This window comes from Enterobacter sp. BIDMC93, from assembly GCF_001037805.1.
Classification (GTDB): domain Bacteria; phylum Pseudomonadota; class Gammaproteobacteria; order Enterobacterales; family Enterobacteriaceae; genus Enterobacter; species Enterobacter hormaechei_C.
In genome coordinates this window covers 1558795-1575331 of the sequence record NZ_KQ089962.1, presented here as the reverse complement: position 1 = coordinate 1575331, position 16537 = coordinate 1558795, and the positions used below count along the sequence as shown (strand labels likewise).

The window sequence follows — 16537 nt, the reverse complement described above, 5'->3', positions numbered from 1 at the left end:
AGTTGGCCTGCCCGGATGCGTTAAGTTTAACCCATGATCCCAAGCAGCGCGGACTGAAGCTGCTGGCTCGTACTGTTCATTTGCGTCAGGGCCTGGTCGAGACGCTGGAATTCCTTACGGCTGCGGTCAAGGCTGTCCTGAATGCGTTCCTGCATGCGGGCAATCTGTTTTTCAACGCGGGTATTTTGTTCCTTTACCCCCTTGAGAGCGGTAGAGATCGCCCCTTCAACCTTCGGGATCGAATCGTTATCGCCCAGATAGGTGGTGAACACCTCCTCCATGCGATCCTTGATCCCGCCCGTTGAGCCGGTGCCTAAAAACAGAGCTTCCACTTCCTTTGGATTTTTCTTCAGCGCTTCGTCGAGCTTTTTATTGTCGATGGTGAGTATGCCCAGGGTCCCGGTACGCTCCTCGCCGGGTTTGGTTTCGTTGAACTTCACCTCGATACCGAGCGCACCCAGAGATTTGTACAGATCGTCGGCATCGCCATAGCTCCCGGCGACAGCGGACTTCATCTGGCTGGTCAAACGGCGCAGGGTACCGTCACCGAAAAGCGCGCCGTTTGACGCATTGGCCTGCGGCAGTTCATCGCCGGTCGTCTTTTCCGGTTCGTTGTATGCACTGGCGCTGGATGCCGCGCTAAGATAGGCGTTATAGACATTCACAAACTCTTCAATCAGGCTTTTAACCTTAGAGGTATCGGCGGTGATCGACAGTGTTTCTGATTTCAGTTTTGATGCGTCGTCAGGATCTTTTTCTGAGACCTCGCGCAGATCGAGGGTGATCCCGTCAATGGCGTCAGAAATGGTATTGGAGCTGCGTTCAATCTTCGTACCATCAACGTAGACAATGGCATTCTGCGCCGGCGTAATCTCCCGGGCATTATCTGCCCCCGGCGTGACTGCCGGGTCGTAATCCAGCACTTTTGCCAGCTTACTGTCGCCGCTTACGCTGATGCTAATTTCGCCATCTTCGCCGGTCTTTTTCGACGTCACGACCAGCTGATATTTGCCATCTTCGGCAGGCATTACCGTCGCGGTAACATCGCCATTTTTAGCATTAATTTTTTTAGCAATCTGTACCAGAGAGGTTTCATCATCTTTCAGCTCCACCTCCATCGGCTTGCCTTTGCCTGCGGTGATGGTCACCGTACGCGGACCGGCGCCGTCACCCAGCTGGGTGTCGTTCGCATTTTGCGGTGCCGTCCCCACTTTATTGGCTTTTGCTAGCTGCTCAACCTGGACCGAGTAACTATTCGGAATCGCTCCCTTACCTGCCGTTGCGTTAAATGCCTTGTTGGTGCCAATGCTGACCCCGTTGAACCCTTCATCCTCCAGTTTTTTCAGCGCCGTTTTCACCGCATCCAGACTGCTGGAGATTTTACCCCAGGAGGAAGTTTGTCCTTCATAATTGCTCTGCTTCTGCAAATAGGGGTTTAATTTTTTATTCTCAGCTACCTGGAGCTGCGAAATCATACTTTCAATATCTAACCCGGAGCCGCCGAGGCCTGACATAGAGAACGAAGCCATGATTTGTATTCCTGTTACAGTGAAGATAGATATAGCGATATCATCGGGGTTTCGGCCATAAAGTTTAATTTTTTACAGTTCAGGCGACAACGAAACCACCACATTAATACACTCTTACACGCTTATCAGGCTATTGACTGAGGTAATCGGGAGAATTGCCGTCACTTGTGAATGCTTTTTCTGGAATATAAAAAATTATGAAAAAATAATTTAGTCATTTCCTTTTCATCCGATTAATTCAGTATGCGCAACAGACATCGCATATTTAACTGGCGAATGCCGTCGTTACTTTATTTAAAAGGATATTGATATGGCCCAGGTCATTAATACTAACGCATTGAGCTTGATGGCTCAGAACAACCTGAACAAATCTCAGACTTCTCTGGGTACTGCAATTCAGCGTCTCTCTTCCGGTCTGCGTATCAACAGTGCGAAAGACGATGCAGCAGGTATGGCGATCTCTAACCGCTTCACCTCTTCTATCCGCGGCCTGACCCAGGCAGCACGTAACGCCAACGATGGTATCTCCCTGGCGCAGACCACCGAGGGCGCGCTGGAAGAAGTAACCGAGAACTTACAGCGTATCCGTGAACTGACCGTTCAGGCAAAAAACGGTACCAACTCCTCTGACGACCGTGACTCCATTAAAAAAGAGATCTCTGCACGTCTGGACGAAATCAAACGTATTTCTGAAACCACCAACTTCAATGGCGTTAACGTTCTCGATGGCTCCAAAGATAAACTGACCATCCAGATTGGCGACAAAGATGGCCAGACCATCGACATCGATCTGAAGAAACTGGACATCGACTCTCTGGGTCTGGACGGCTTCACTGCTGCATTCGATAAAATTGCCGGCTCTGCGGGCGCCACCAGTCAGTACACCAAGAAAGCTGACCTTAAGGCTGATGGTGATGACATGGGTATCGATACCGGTGCTACCGGTATGTGGAAATACAACGAAGCTGATGATGGCGCTGCGCTGGCAACCGCAATTGGCGCAGGTGCTGCTGCGGATGTTGAAGTTTACAGCACTGGCGGTGAAGTGTTCGCCTACGACACCGTGAACGAAAAGATGTTTAAACTTGATACAGCCGCAATGACCTTCAAGGATGATGGTTCCGGTACTACTGCTCAAATCGACGCCGTCACTGCCGCTAACGTAACGGAAGTCAGCGCGCTGGATGCCGATATCCTGGTAAACGGTCCATCAACACTGAGCGATGCCACCAAGCTGAAAGAAGGCGCGACCTTCAAAGCTCAGGATGGCTCTGAAGTGACGCTGGATCAGGCTAAACTGGACGATATCTCCAACGCGGCCTTTGGCGCTGACGCTGCTGACAGCAACATGCAGCTGTTCTCCGTGAAAGACGGTGCAAACACCAAATACTTCGCGCAGAGCACCGACGCAAGCGGTAACACCGTGGTGAAAGAGCTGACCTTCGCAGATAACGCAACTGCCCCTACCGTTGCGGATGCAGGCGCAGCGAACTCCGCGTTCATCAACACCGCCGCTAACGCTGCCGCAGCCGACGACCTGCTGGGTAACCTGGATGCAGCCCTGACTGAAGTGACTAACTTCCAGGCTGACCTGGGTGCGATTCAGAACCGTTTCAGCTCTATCATCGCGAACCTGAACACCACTGTTATCAACACCACCGAAGCCCGCTCCCGTATCCAGGATGCTGACTTCTCCGTGGAAGTGTCCGCAATGAGCCGTTCTAACATCCTGCAACAGGCCGGCGTATCCGTTCTGAGCCAGGCTAACCAGGTACCTCAGAACGTTCTGAGCCTGCTGCGCTAATCCCGAAAAGCCTCAACATTTTACGCGTATTTATTGCGCGTTAGCCCTCCCTGTCGGAGGGCTTTTTTCGTTTTGAACCTCGCTAATCGTCCTCAATCCTTCTCCCCTGCCCTGACCGTCTGTCAGGCAAGTCACAACCAACCAAAAACATTACAAATAATATGGTTAAAAAGGTCTCGCAAAACAATATAAAAACGCGTTTATCCTATTTGGAGACAATCGGTAATCGACCATAAATAGCATGCGTAAAGGGCCATTGAATACGAAATGAAAGAACGAACGCATCTCGTTTATTTATTATGAACGCAACCTTCCGCTAAACAGCTCATCTCAACATTGTTTAAATGATATGACCAGTGAGATAAAATTAACCAACTCATTTATAGCGACTGCCGATATTTAATGTTAAAATCGTTTTCGCTGCACAGCGTGCAAAAGGAGAAATTCCCTCCTGTTACTTATACATTTTTAAGCGTTTAGCTTATCTAACTTGAGCAGTCAGCAAATGCCCGTCAGTCATTGCCCTTCACGTACTAAGCCTCAGAAAAATAGGAATATAAGCGTCACCCCACTGCTATCGTGCCGCCAGGTTCAGCGAGAGGAATCACCGCATGCGCATCAAAATGGGAGGGCATTTACTTTATTTATCACACAAATACGCCAACCGAGGCCTGGCCATTTTTAACATCGGCATTAATAACATTAATATCGTTGAAATTTACCTTTAGCGATCCGCGAATAGTTGCGATATAAGCCTTAGGTAGCCCGAAATTGTTGCGCATTGTTAACGAAAAGACTTTACCCAATTAACATAAATACCCATTCAATTCACCTTATCTTTCATTACGAAGTATCAAGATATTATGGTCAATTACATTGCGATTGGATCGTTAGTGACGCTGGATTTACACACGAGGTTACTAACACGAACGCGCGACGGCGAGTGCGTGACGCTGCCTGCCAGCGCCTGCCTCTGCCTTGCCGCCCTGGTGGAAGCGCAGGGACAAATTTTGTCTCAGGAACAGTTAATGGATATCGGCTGGCGTAGCGCTGGCGTTGAGGTCACGGATAATAGCGTGCGCGTTATGGTGAACAAGCTTCGACGAGCGCTGGCCTCGCTAGAGATGCAGGATGCTATTGCGCTGGTTGCCGTAACGCGAAGCGGCTATCGCCTGATTATTCGTGAAGAGAGCCCGCCGGAACCCTCGGCTGAAAGCGTTGAGATCCTCCCCCCACCACTGCCGCCTGAAATGCTGGTGGAGGCTACGCCTTCTCCCCCCTCCGCTACGCCAGCACCGCGTCGAAAAAGGCTTTTGCGAAGCGCTGCGTTCGCGGTCTGCGGCATGCTGATCGGTATTCTTATTGCCTTGTCCGTCAAAAATGCGTTTGTCCCCAGCCCGCAGAGCATCGAGTTTATCCTCTGGCAGGGAGAAGGGATCCCCCCCGGCCATATCGTGATGGTGCAAAAAAACCGAATAAGCCAAACAGAACTTATCCAGGCAACGCTGCACACCTATAGCGAATATGTGCTGGAAAGACGCGTCCATTACAGACCGGGTAAAATTTTATACATCACTACCGGTACGGGAAAGATAGATAAATATCAGGCAGTTATTGCCTGTCAAAAACCCATTCAGGAGCAAAAGAATGACTGTGAATCGTTCTATTTTCATCTTTATTAAACGCCCGCAGATCCTCTTTGCTGGCGGTCTGATGACAGGTTTAGCGTTAACAATCGGGTACACGATCGCCACGTCGCCGCTGAGACAGACGTGCTTTGCCCCAGCCTCGTTTTACACTATCAAGGATGAAAACAACGTGACGCTGGCGCGAGGAATTTATCGCTCATACCGCGATGGACTTCATGAGGGACACACGACCTATATCGGTAACATCCGCCATTTTCAGGACGGAAAACGCGTAGGGCAAGCTTCACCCGTACAGCGCAGCGTGAATTATACCATGTCCTTCTCCGGCAACCTGCTGCATCTGACGATGCTTAGCCACGCCCGTCGGCTGGGCGATCAAAGCAACGAAAAAGAGGTGACGGATTATATTTTTCCGCAGCTTAAGAGCGGCGAAACCTCCACCAGTTCCCTCTATTTGCTGGAAAACAGCATCCTGGCATCGGGAACGGAGACGGTAGTACGGATAGCCTGCACGAATTAAGCCCTCAAACCAGCGCCTGTAGTAACCCGCTCAGGATCTCGAAGCCGTGGCTCATAAGACGTTCAAAAAATGGAGCCAGCGTTTCGTCGATGAGCAACAGTGCCAGCATGCCAAAGGTCAGCGTGAGCGGGAACCCTACTACAAAGATCGAGAGCTGCGGGGTAAGACGGTTTAGCAGCGCAAGCACCATGTTTATGCTCAGCAGCAGGGCTATCACCGGGAGGCCCAGGATCAGTCCCTGACTGAAGATGAGTCCGGCATGATTAACGAGGTAAAACATCCCCCCAGCATGCAGCGGTTCTGAGTTAATGGGGAGAGCCTCGAATGTCTCTGCAAGCAGCGAAAGCAACCACAGATGGCCGTTAAACACCAGAAAGAGCAGCATCGCCAGCATGTTTAGCAGGCGAGCGATCACCGGGCTGTTACCGCTGCCCGGGTCGAAGAAGGTGGCAAACGAGAGTCCCATCTGCATCCCAATGATCTCGCCCGCCAGGCGAACGGCGGCAAACAGCAGTTGCATCGTCAGCCCCATCGCGGCGCCGATGAGCACCTGCTTAGCCATCGTCCAGACGCCCGCCCAGGAGTAAAGTCCTATATCCGCGTCAGAAACCAGCCCGCCCAGCAGCAGCGCGAGGGTTAAGGCCAATGCCGCACGCAGGCGGGCGCTTATCGTTTTTTCGCTAAAGACTGGCGCAACATGCAGAAGCGCCGAGATACGCACCATGACCAAAAAGTAATGGCTTATCAGGGCGTAAAGCTGCTCAAGGGGAAGATTAAAAATCATTAGCCGATGGCGTAAGGAATGCTGGCGAACAACATGCGCGTGTATTCAATAAAGATTTTCATCATCCACGGACCGAGCAGTACGCCGACACCCACGATCATCAGGATTTTAGGGATAAAGGTCATGGTCATTTCGTTCACCTGCGTCGCGGCCTGAAGAATACTGATAATCAGACCGGTTGCCAGCGCGACCAGCAACAGCGGCCCCGCAATCATTAGCCCAACCTTGATAGCTTCCATGCCCAATACCATGACGCTTTCGGGGGTCATATCAGGCTCCTATGAGTAAAAGCTTTGTGCAAGCGAACCGACCAGCAGCTGCCAGCCATCCACGAGTACGAACAGCATCAGCTTAAAAGGCAGCGCAATTGTCGCTGGCGGAACCATCATCATCCCCAGCGCCATCAGAATGCTGGCCACCACCAAATCAATAATCAAAAACGGAATAAAGATGGTAAAACCAATCTGGAAGGCGGTTTTCAGCTCGCTGGTGACGAAGGAAGGCACCAGAATACTCAACGGCACGTCCTCCGGGCCGGTAAGGGTCGGCGTTTTAGCAATGCGGGCAAACATCGCCAGATCGGCTTCACGCGTCTGCTCAAGCATAAAGGCCCGCAGCGGTTTTACGCCTTCCTTCAGGGCCGTTTCCATGGTGATTTTATTGGCCTGCAACGGCTGCCATGCCTGTTCATAGATCTGGTTGAGCACTGGCGACATCACAAAAAAGGTCAAAAACAGAGCCAGTCCCACTAATACCTGATTTGGCGGTGCGGTCGGCGTACCAAGCGCGTTGCGCATCAATCCCAGCACGATAACGATACGCGTAAAGCCAGTCATCATCAGCAGTACCGCAGGGATGAACGTGAATCCACTGAGCAACAATAGCGTCTGGATGGGTAGCGTCCAGCCAGCGCTCCCCGGCGAGCTGGCCAGCGTAATGTCGCCGTTAGCGGCGAGCGCAGAGGCGACGGGCAGCAGCAGACCAACACCCGTCGCAGCACGGGCAATCAACAGACGGTTCATTTTTGCTCACCACCCGAACGGTATTTATGAAGAAAGTTATCCAGCATGGCGGGGAAAGCCGCTGAAGGAGTCGCCTGCTCAGGCACCTCTGGCCTAACCTGTACGGTAAGACAGCTAATGTGGGTTGGGGTAACACCCAGCACCAGACGCTGTTCGCCCACGTCAACCACCACCAGCCGTTCGCGCGAGCCGAGAGGTTTACTTGCCACCAGCGATACCGCAGCCTGGCTTTCGCGGGTGCAACGCGCCAACCCGCTGCGGCGAGCGATCCACGCCAGCAGTACCATCAGCATAATAATGAGCATGAGCGTACCGATAACCGATAGCGCGATTGCCCCGCCAGAGAGCACGTTCGTGCTCCCTGCGGCAAAAGGAGGTTGTACTGCGTTCATTAGCGGCTCAGGCGATGCATTCGCTCGGATGGGGTAATGATATCGGTAATACGAATCCCGAATTTATCGGACACGACCACCACTTCGCCCTGGGCAATAAGGTAACCATTGATCAGAATATCAAGCGGCTCACCCGCCAGACCGTCAAGCGAAACCACCGAGCCCTGGCTTAAGCGCAGCAGCTCCTTGATAGTCATTTTTGTGCGGCCCAGCTCAACGGTCATTTTGACAGGGATATCCAGAATCAGGTTCATCTCTTCAGAAAACTGAGGAACCGCCGTTTGCTCTGTACTTCCCGCAGCGTTCTGCTCGTTCAGCGCCTCACCCCAAAGATTGTCCATAGACTTATCTTCAGATCCCGACGAGTTATTCATGTCGCTCATGGGGAAATCACTCCTTATTGAAAGATTTTAATGCTGGCTGATTCATCCGATCGACCTTCAGAGCATATTGATTATTTACAGAGCCATATTTCGCGGTAAATACCGGCACGCTGCCGACGTTCGCTTCTATAAACTCCTGCTTATCCAGTGGGATAATGTCGCCTTTTTTCATCTTCATGACGTTTGACAACCGCGTGTTGATGTCGGCAAATTGCGCCACCAGCTCCAGCTCGGTTTCACGCATCTGGCTTGCCAGCATGCTGCGCCACTCAGAATCCTCATGGCGCGAATTATCCATTGGCGGATTGCTTAACAGTTCACGCAGAGGCTCTATCGTGCTGAAGGGAATACAAATATTGAACTCCCCGCGATGCGAGCCGATTTCCACTGAGAAAGGCGTGGTGACAACAACATCGTTTGGTGAAGAGGTAATATTGGTAAATTTCACCTGTATCTCTGAACGGATGTATTCCGTCTTAATTTTATAAATAGAGCCCCAGGCAAACTCATACGCCTCGCGTGCCATTGTCAGCATACGGTGGATCACCCGCTGCTCGGTCGGGGTAAATTCCCGCCCGTCTGCCTTCGTCGGGAAACGCCCGTCTCCGCCGAACAGGTTATCCACGGCCATAAATACCAGACCGGAGGAGAATGCCATCAGCGCGGTCCCACGCAGGGGATTAAGGTGCAGCAGGTTCAGGTTAGTTGGCACCGGTAAATTGCGGGCAAACTCATGATACGGCTGGATCTTGATATTTCCCGCCGTAATATCTGAACTGCGGCGCAGCAGGTTAAATAGCCCCATCCTGAACTGACGGGCAAAGCGTTCGTTAATAATTTCCAGAGAATGAAGCCGCTCGCGAATCACGCGTCGCTGAGTATTTGGATCGTAAGGTTTTATCCCCGCATCTCCCATGCTTCCATGGAGGTCATCGGGACTCTCCGTATCAGCATTGAGCAGGCGATCGATCTCATCCTGTGATAAAAAACTATCAGCCATTGTGTTTACCGCAGAATAAATTCATTAATCAAAACGTCAGTGACGTTAATCTTTTTGTTGAACGCCAGCGGTTTTTTAAGCTCATTATTGATGTTGCTAATCAGCTGGCGTTTACCTTCATCCGTTGAGAGCGTTTCATACGTTTGCTGAGAAAGCAGCATAAACAATCGGCTGCGATATTCCGGCAGGAATTTCTCAAGCACCTGTACGGACGACGTATCGCCAAGTCGTACGGACAGACCAATGTAGAGCACGCGATCCGACTCGTGCTGCGTCGGGGTCAGGCTAACGGTAAAGGTATTCATCGACACGTATAACGGTTCAACTTGCTGTACCGCCGGGGCTTCGTGCTCACTTCTCGAATTGTTGTCCGTCTGCACGTGTGCATATTTCATCGACCAGAACAGATAGCCTGAAAAACCGCAGGCTGCGAGGGCAATCAGAAACATTAGTATTAACAGAAGCGAGCGCGACCCTCCGCGAGCCGCAGCATTTTTATTTTTGTTACCCATTACGTAAACCCAATAAAATAAGAGAGGCAGCAACCTGCCCCTCGATAAATACGGCGGACATTGTAGTCCATTTAATCAGCAGAATAATCAGGAGATAAAATTTCATTCCTGTCGGCAATTCAGCAATTCAGGCAAAAGTGTTAATGCCGTATATATTTCCTTGCGTCGATGTTAATAATTCCGCCACAGCGTCTTCATCCACGAACACGTTATCTGCGCCTTGAGCGGTATGCTGCTCTCCGGAAGGATGACGTCCCTGCTCGCCACCGCCAGTATGTGGTCGATCGGGGCTCACGCTCGCCTGGCCCAACTGAAGCCCGGTTTCCGCTAAAGCTGCCCGCAGGTGCGGTAGAGCAGTCTCCATCATCTGCCGCACCTGGGCATGTTCGCTGACGATATGGATCTGCGCCTGGTCCTGCTGCACGCGCAAAGAGATATGCAATGAGCCCAGCTCCTGAGGATGCAGGCGGATCTCCGCATTGTGCAAATTGTCGCGGCTGAACAGGGCAATATGTTGGCTCACCGACTGTTTCCATTCGGGCGACTCCAGCGGATAACGGACGTTGACCACCTGCTGTGAGACAGGCTGACTAACCAGTCGCGCCGTTGATGGCTCCATCACGACGCTCTGAACCGTGGGATCGCACGTAGCGTGCTGCGATGCGTCTCCCTGATGAGCCGTTAAGCCTGGCATCACGGCGCTGGCGTCCGGGGCTTTCCCCCCTAACGCCTGTGCCTGCATCTGGAGAGGGGTATCTTCGCGTCGGGCGGGCTTCAGCTTAATATCGTCAACAGGGATCGTTAAAGGCGCCTTTTCGCCAGCTACCTCTTCACGTGGCAGAGTCGCATCAGCAAGGGTCGAAGCCTCTGTAGCGCCCCTCGCCTGGCGGGTGACTATCTGCTGAAGCTGCCATTGCGGGCTTTCATCACCGGGAGAGGCGCTGATTCTGACCTCCGCCAGCGTGTCGTCACTCTCCCCCGGCTCAGCTACCGGCGGCAAAACCGGCTGCGGGAGAGGGTATCCTTCATGACTCAACAGCTGCGCCGGGACGTCCAGCCCAGGTAACAACAGTCCCATCTGCGCCAACCTGTCGTCGAGCGTGAGAGCAAAATCCTCGCCGATGAGTTTTCCTTTGCCTGCTCTCGTCGGCGCTCCGCCGGACAGCAGAGCCGTAATATCAATATTCATAGCCTTTCTCTTTTCTGTCCGGCACGCTGGGCGAATTCGTCCATCATTTTTTGCTCCTGGCGGCTCTGTGCCATAGCCAGTGCCGCTTCGCGGCGATCGATGAGCGTCTCAAACGCATTAAGGCGCTGCTTTTTCTTTAGCCACTTCTCTTTGACCCGATCCACGGCTTGTTCGCAGGTGGAAACATGTGATTCGTGCTGCTTCACCACCTGGTTAAGTGACAAAATGAAAGACTGTTGATTAACCAGATCCGCCATCGACATACCGCTGCCCAGCAGGCCCTGACGCAAAGATTGCTGATACTCGCGCTCATAGTGCTGAAGCTGTTCATGCTGGGCCACGGCTGCCATAAGCGTCTGCTGGACGCTGCCGAGGGCGCGAGTGGTCTCCGTAAGCTTTTCCTGAGCCATGTCACGCAGCATGACCATTGGATTATTCACTTTCACGTTTTATCCCGCCTGTTCAACGATGTCTGGGAAAAGTTGGCTCAGTGCGGCAATAGCCTCGTCGTAACCGCTCCGCTCGTGTATTGCCTGATGCAGGAAGGCTTCCAGCGCAGGATACTGGTCTATCGCTCTGTCGAGCAGCGGATCGCTGCCCTTCACGTAAGCGCCTACGCTGACCAGATCCCGGTTACGCTGGTAGGTCGACAACAGCTGCTTAAAACGCTGAACCTTGCGGTACTGGACATGCGGAATTAGCTCCGTCATCGCGCGGCTAATAGAGGCTTCAATATCAATAGCAGGATAATGGCCCGCCTCAGCCAGGCGACGAGAAAGCACGATATGGCCATCGAGGATCGCGCGCGCCGAATCGGCGATCGGATCCTGCTGATCGTCCCCTTCGGTCAGAACCGTATAAAAGGCGGTTATCGATCCGCCGCCGCGCATACCGTTACCCGCACGCTCTACCAGTGCGGGCAGACGCGCGAAGACGGACGGTGGATAACCTTTCGTTGCCGGCGGTTCACCGATAGCCAGCGCCACTTCACGCTGCGCCATGGCATAGCGCGTAAGAGAGTCCATTATCAGCAGGACATTCATCCCACGATCGCGGTAATCCTCAGCAATTCGGGTGGCGTAAACCGCACCCTGCATACGCAGGATCGGTGAGACGTCAGCAGGTGCGGCGATCACGACCGCGCGTGAGAGCCCCTCTTCGCCAAGAATGTTCTCGATAAAATCTTTTACTTCACGTCCGCGCTCGCCAATCAGCCCGACGACGATGACGTCGGCGGTGGTGAAACGGGCCATCATGCCGAGCAGCACCGACTTACCGACGCCCGAGCCGGCAAAAAGGCCCATACGCTGTCCCCTGCCAACCGTCAGCAGGCCATTTATTGCCCTCACGCCCACATCGAGCACGGACTTGATGGGATCGCGGTGAAGCGGGTTAAACGAGGGGGTAAACAGGCCGGCTACGGGTTTTCCCGCCGGTGGACGACCATCCAGGGGGCGGCCCTGAGCGTCAAGCACGCGCCCCAGCAGGTGTAACCCCACCGGCAGCTGTTTACCCGCTCCCTTATCGGCCTCTGGCGCGTACACGCGCGCGCCGGGAAGAATACCGTCAACATGTTCAAGCGGCATAAGATAGAGCGTCTGTCCGTTAAACCCGACCACCTCACACTCGACCGGTAAAATAGCCTGCCCGGTCTGACGTTCAACAATGCACAACGCGCCTATCGGCAGCTTCAGGCCAACGGCCTCCATCACCAGCCCGGTAGCACGCGTCAGCTTGCCGTACTGACGAAAGCGCGGGAGCTCTCCGAGCTTCTCTTCCACCCGATCCATGACCGAGAGCCAGTTTTTTAACTGCTGGCTCATTGGGACAATTCCTCTCGGGCGAGCTGACAGAGAGACTGCCAGCGCGTTTCCATGGTGGCGTCATACTCCACGTCCGGCGTGACCACACGACATCCCCCTGCGGCCAATTGGGGATCGCTTTGTAAGGACCACCCCATTGAGGAGAGCGTCTCACCGATCGCCTGGGAGACCATGGGCAGATCCTGCGGGTTCACATGCAGTTCTGTCGGGCCGTTGAGCAGGGTATCCTGCTTCATTAACTGGCGGATCTGCGCAAGCAGAGCATGGTTATCCGCCACGCTCAGGGTGCCGTACAGCTGCTGTACCGCCGTCAGCGCCAGCTGAACCAGACGTCCGGGAATAAGGCTATCGAGATTCGAAAGCGCAAGCTTGCACTGCGTCACCCATTCTCCAGCCTGGAGCAGTAAAGCCTGCCGTTCGTCACGAGCCTGTTCCAGCCCCTGCGCCAGACCCGCCTCACGCCCCTCCTTCAGCCCGGCCTCATAGCCTTCGCGACGGCCTTCCTCTTTGCCTTGCGCCAATCCCTGAGCAATACCCTGCTGCTCAGCCTGCTTACGCAGGCGTGCCAGCTCGGCCTTAAACTGCGCGTCAGAATGGCCGGTATCCTGCGTCTGCAACGGTACTTCAACCGTTTCGTTTAACAGATCCTCAGGCTGCCAGCTGCGCCACTGAGCGGCGCTATTGGCATCAAACGTAGGCATCGTCGCTGCCTCCAATGATGATTTCCCCTGTCTCCGCAAGGCGACGAACGATGTTCAGAATAGTCTTCTGCTCGGCTTCCACCTGTGACAAACGAACCGGGCCGCGCGATGCCAGATCTTCGGTCATCAGATCCGACTGACGGCGCGACATGTTACGGAAGAACTTGGCCCGCAGCGCTTCGTCTGCTCCTTTGAGGGCGATGATAAGGGTTTCACTTTCCACCTCCTGCAACAGACGCTGGATGCTGCGATCCTCGACATCCACCAGGTTTTCGAACAAGAACATTTCGTCGATAATTTTCTGTGCCAGCTCACTGTCGAAATCGCGAACCGCCTCAATGGCGGCCTCTTCCTGCTGGGATTTCATCAGGTTTAAAATCTCCGCAGCCGGGCGCACCCCACCCATTTTGCTGCGCTTAAGATTCTGACCGTGGAGCAGGCCGTTGAGTACCTCCGTCAGTTCCTGCAACGCGGCGGGCTGAACCCCGCCGAAGGTGGCGATACGCAGCATAATGTCGTTACGTTCACGATCGTCGAATTTGCTCAGGACGTCCGCCGCCTGGTTACGCTTTAAGTGGACCAGGATCGTGGCGATAATTTGCGGGTGTTCTTCACGAATCAGATCGAATACCGCCAGCGGATCCATAAAGTTGAGCGTTTCGATCCCGTTTCCACCCTGGTGGGTATCCAGCAAATCCTCAAGCAGCGTTGACGCACGCTCTTCACCCAGCGCCTTGACCAGCACGCTGCGCAGATACTCGTTCGTGTTAAGGCTCAGCGCGGCATACTCGCTTGAGTCATTTTTAAAGTCGCGCAGCACGGAGGCCATTTGATCGTGGGTAAACCCCGCCATGTTGACCATAGAACTGCTGATGGTCTTCACCTCATGCGCGTTTAGGTGCTTAAAGACTTCGGCGGCCAGGACATCGCCCAGCGTCAACATAACGATGGCGCTTTTCTCTGCGGCATTCATGATTTGAGCTCCTGATTCATCCACTGACGAATAACCAGCGCAATAACCCGCGGCTCTTGTTCCGCCAGTTCGCGCAGCTGCTGACTGTTAAGTTCCGTATCCACACGCTGCTGAGCGCGGTCACGCGCATCCTTTTCGGACGCTTTCTTGCGGGCGGCCAGCTCTTCCTGACGCGCCTCTTTTTCCATTTCCATGCGGCGCAGGCTGGTTTCCTGATGGCGGATCCAGGCCGGATGAACAAGCTTACGCCACATAAACCAGGCGATAATCGCAATAACCAGATAACGCGCAATCGCCATCATCAACTGATAAAACTTATCCTGTTTCCAGAATGGCGGGAGTTCCTCTTCCTCAACCCCGTTAAACGGCGAGTTCAAAATATTGACGCTATCGCCGCGTGAGGCCGTATAGCCGACAGCCTCTTTAACCAGAGCATTAATACGGTTCAGTTCAGCCTCACTCAGCGGACCCGGCTTGCCCTCAGCGCCTTGCGGCAGATGGTTTATCACCACCGCGACTGAAAGACGATCGATGCGCCCCATGGCATTTTTAATGTGGGTTAGCGTGCGATCGACCTCAAAATTGGTGGTCTCATCGTTGTGATTGTTGTAGGGCTGTGAACGGTCATTTCCGGTACCAGCGGTACTGGTTTGAGCGGCAGGCTTGTCAAGCGGCTGCGTAAGTGGCGCAGTGGCAGGCGCTGGCGGCTGATTCGTCAGCGCGCCCGGTACGCCGCCATTGCCGCGTCCATTACCCTGCTCAGACTGGCTCGTCTGGCGGCTTCGAATCACCATTTTTTGCGGATCGGCGTTGGGCTGATACTGCTCCTGCGTCTGCTCCTGCTGGGTAAAATCAATCTGCGCCGTGACCTGGGCGCGAATATTTTTGCTGCCCACCAGCGGCGCCAGGATTCGCTGGATGCGCTGCTGGTAATCACTTTCGATCTCACTGGTGTACTTCAGCTGTGACGTTTGCAGGCCGCGCAAACCACTTTGGGTGAGCAGCTCACCCCGCTGATCGACGATAGTGACATTTTCTGCCGTCAGCCCCGTCACGGCGCTGGAAATCAGATGGGTAATGGCAATGACCTGTCCTTCATCCAGGGTACGCCCCTGAATCAGGTTGACGGTAACGGAAGCCGTTGGCTGTTTTTGCTCACGCACAAACATCGTCTGCTTGGGTGTGGCAAGATGAACGCGCGCCGATCTGATCGGCCCCAGGTTTTCAATGGTACGCGCCAGCTCTCCCTCAAGCGCCCGCTGATAATTAACCTGTTCGCTAAACTGGCTAATACCAAACTTTTCCTTATCCAGCAGTTCAAACCCTACGGAGCCGCCTTTTGGCAACCCCTGTTGGGCCAGCTTCATACGCACTTCATGGACCTGCCCTTCAGGAACCAGAATAGCGCCACCCGGCGCGTCGATGCGGTAAGGGACATTCATCTGCGACAGCTGGGCAACAATGGCCCCACCGTCTTCATCACTGATATTGCTAAACAACACGCGATAGCCTGGCTCTTTTGCCCAGAACATAAGCGCAATTAATACCGATACGGCAGCCGCGGCGCAAATGACCAGCGATAGCTTCGGGCTGGCGCGAAGCCATGACAGAGCCGATTTAATTCGGTCAGCCGGATTATTCGTTAAATCATTTAATGTGGCACTCATGCCGTGATCCTGTAAGAAATAGCACGCACAATAATGCGCGTCAGCGCCTGTGATATCGCAGGGCTGATAACGACGATTTCAAATTAAGAGAAATTTTCAGGCGGGCATTATCGTCTGAAAGGCCGATTTTTTAAGGATAAATAAGCTTAAAGTAATGTTCGCTTATTGGATTTTATGGCCATTTTGCCTACGTGTTAAACTATCAACGTTTAAAAGATATGTAATAAATGTGTGCTTTTCCCTTATTAATTCAGGAAGTCAACAATGTCAGCAACTTTAATGCGTGGCGTACTCGATCAAATTAACACTCAGTCACAGCAAATAGCCGGCATGAGCCGAAACCAGCCTGCCGCGCTGAAAAACACGCCGTCGTTCTCTGACATTTTATTCAATAGTATCAATGAAATTAATGAAACTCAGGTTAACGCGAAAGAAATGACGCAGCAGTGGATGTCTGGCAGTAGCGATATTGGATTAAATGACGTAATGCTGGCAATGCAGAAGTCCTCAATTTCTTTTAGCTTCGGTGTGCAAGCGCGCAATAAAATGCTCAGTGCCTACCAGGAAATCATGAATACCCCGGTATAAG

The 16537-nt window shown here is 53.2% G+C and carries 18 protein-coding genes; 4 read left to right on the top strand and 14 right to left on the bottom strand.

Annotation, left to right across the window (positions count from 1 at the left end; all coding sequences use genetic code 11):
* Positions 1-26 precede the first annotated feature (26 nt).
* On the bottom strand, positions 27-1529 hold the full coding sequence (fliD, locus tag SK58_RS07435; protein ID WP_017692826.1) for a flagellar filament capping protein FliD: 1503 nt from the start codon (positions 1527-1529) through the stop codon (positions 27-29).
* 310 nt (positions 1530-1839) lie between these two features.
* Here fliD and SK58_RS07430 point away from each other — a divergent pair, with 310 nt between their 5' ends.
* The 3 genes from SK58_RS07430 to SK58_RS07420 all read left to right on the top strand — a co-directional run bounded on the left by SK58_RS07430 (position 1840) and on the right by SK58_RS07420 (position 5502).
* A complete protein-coding gene (locus SK58_RS07430) occupies positions 1840-3333 on the top strand; it encodes a flagellin N-terminal helical domain-containing protein (protein WP_023295286.1) in 1494 nt (497 codons plus the stop codon).
* Positions 3334-4196: 863 nt separating this feature from the next.
* A complete protein-coding gene (locus SK58_RS07425; RefSeq protein ID WP_032649227.1) occupies positions 4197-5015 on the top strand; it encodes a winged helix-turn-helix domain-containing protein in 819 nt (272 codons plus the stop codon).
* Positions 4981-5502 (top strand): hypothetical protein, encoded by a 522-nt coding sequence (locus SK58_RS07420; RefSeq protein ID WP_015571609.1) that lies wholly within the window; start codon positions 4981-4983, stop codon positions 5500-5502. The genes SK58_RS07425 and SK58_RS07420 overlap by 35 nt, the downstream gene beginning before the upstream one ends.
* A 4-nt stretch (positions 5503-5506) precedes the next feature.
* Here SK58_RS07420 and fliR read toward each other — a convergent pair whose 3' ends face one another.
* The 13 genes from fliR to fliF form a co-directional block, all read right to left on the bottom strand.
* Entirely contained in the window at positions 5507-6286 is a 780-nt protein-coding gene (gene fliR / locus SK58_RS07415; protein ID WP_072159602.1) for a flagellar biosynthetic protein FliR, read from the bottom strand.
* On the bottom strand, positions 6286-6555 hold the full coding sequence (fliQ, locus tag SK58_RS07410; RefSeq protein ID WP_017692822.1) for a flagellar biosynthesis protein FliQ: 270 nt from the start codon (positions 6553-6555) through the stop codon (positions 6286-6288). The genes fliR and fliQ overlap by 1 nt, the downstream gene beginning before the upstream one ends.
* A gap of 9 nt (positions 6556-6564) precedes the next feature.
* A complete protein-coding gene (gene fliP / locus SK58_RS07405; RefSeq protein ID WP_015571610.1) occupies positions 6565-7308 on the bottom strand; it encodes a flagellar type III secretion system pore protein FliP in 744 nt (247 codons plus the stop codon).
* Positions 7305-7700 (bottom strand): flagellar biosynthetic protein FliO, encoded by a 396-nt coding sequence (gene fliO / locus SK58_RS07400; protein WP_015571611.1) that lies wholly within the window; start codon positions 7698-7700, stop codon positions 7305-7307. Before fliO ends, fliP begins: the two co-directional genes overlap by 4 nt.
* On the bottom strand, positions 7700-8083 hold the full coding sequence (gene fliN / locus SK58_RS07395) for a flagellar motor switch protein FliN (protein ID WP_015571612.1): 384 nt from the start codon (positions 8081-8083) through the stop codon (positions 7700-7702). The genes fliO and fliN overlap by 1 nt, the downstream gene beginning before the upstream one ends.
* 7 nt (positions 8084-8090) lie before the next feature.
* Positions 8091-9083, bottom strand: a complete 993-nt coding sequence (gene fliM / locus SK58_RS07390) for a flagellar motor switch protein FliM (RefSeq protein ID WP_015571613.1) — start codon at positions 9081-9083, stop codon at positions 8091-8093.
* Between the two features lie 5 nt (positions 9084-9088).
* Positions 9089-9595, bottom strand: coding sequence for a flagellar basal body-associated protein FliL (fliL, locus tag SK58_RS07385; RefSeq protein ID WP_032669358.1), 507 nt, complete (start codon positions 9593-9595; stop codon positions 9089-9091).
* A gap of 127 nt (positions 9596-9722) precedes the next feature.
* Complete coding sequence (locus tag SK58_RS07380) at positions 9723-10784, bottom strand: flagellar hook-length control protein FliK (protein ID WP_015571616.1); 1062 nt, start codon at positions 10782-10784, stop codon at positions 9723-9725.
* Positions 10781-11212, bottom strand: a complete 432-nt coding sequence (gene fliJ, locus SK58_RS07375; RefSeq protein ID WP_048219591.1) for a flagellar export protein FliJ — start codon at positions 11210-11212, stop codon at positions 10781-10783. The genes SK58_RS07380 and fliJ overlap by 4 nt, the downstream gene beginning before the upstream one ends.
* A 21-nt stretch (positions 11213-11233) precedes the next feature.
* Positions 11234-12607 (bottom strand): flagellar protein export ATPase FliI, encoded by a 1374-nt coding sequence (fliI, locus tag SK58_RS07370; RefSeq protein WP_017692818.1) that lies wholly within the window; start codon positions 12605-12607, stop codon positions 11234-11236.
* Positions 12604-13308, bottom strand: coding sequence for a flagellar assembly protein FliH (locus SK58_RS07365; RefSeq protein ID WP_017692817.1), 705 nt, complete (start codon positions 13306-13308; stop codon positions 12604-12606). Before SK58_RS07365 ends, fliI begins: the two co-directional genes overlap by 4 nt.
* On the bottom strand, positions 13295-14281 hold the full coding sequence (fliG, locus tag SK58_RS07360) for a flagellar motor switch protein FliG (protein ID WP_015571619.1): 987 nt from the start codon (positions 14279-14281) through the stop codon (positions 13295-13297). The genes SK58_RS07365 and fliG overlap by 14 nt, the downstream gene beginning before the upstream one ends.
* Entirely contained in the window at positions 14278-15948 is a 1671-nt protein-coding gene (gene fliF, locus SK58_RS07355; protein WP_032649237.1) for a flagellar basal-body MS-ring/collar protein FliF, read from the bottom strand. Before fliF ends, fliG begins: the two co-directional genes overlap by 4 nt.
* A 264-nt stretch (positions 15949-16212) precedes the next feature.
* On the opposite strand from fliF, the gene fliE reads away from it, so the two are divergent.
* On the top strand, positions 16213-16536 hold the full coding sequence (fliE, locus tag SK58_RS07350) for a flagellar hook-basal body complex protein FliE (protein ID WP_020480519.1): 324 nt from the start codon (positions 16213-16215) through the stop codon (positions 16534-16536).
* The last annotated feature ends 1 nt before the right edge of the window (position 16537 follow it).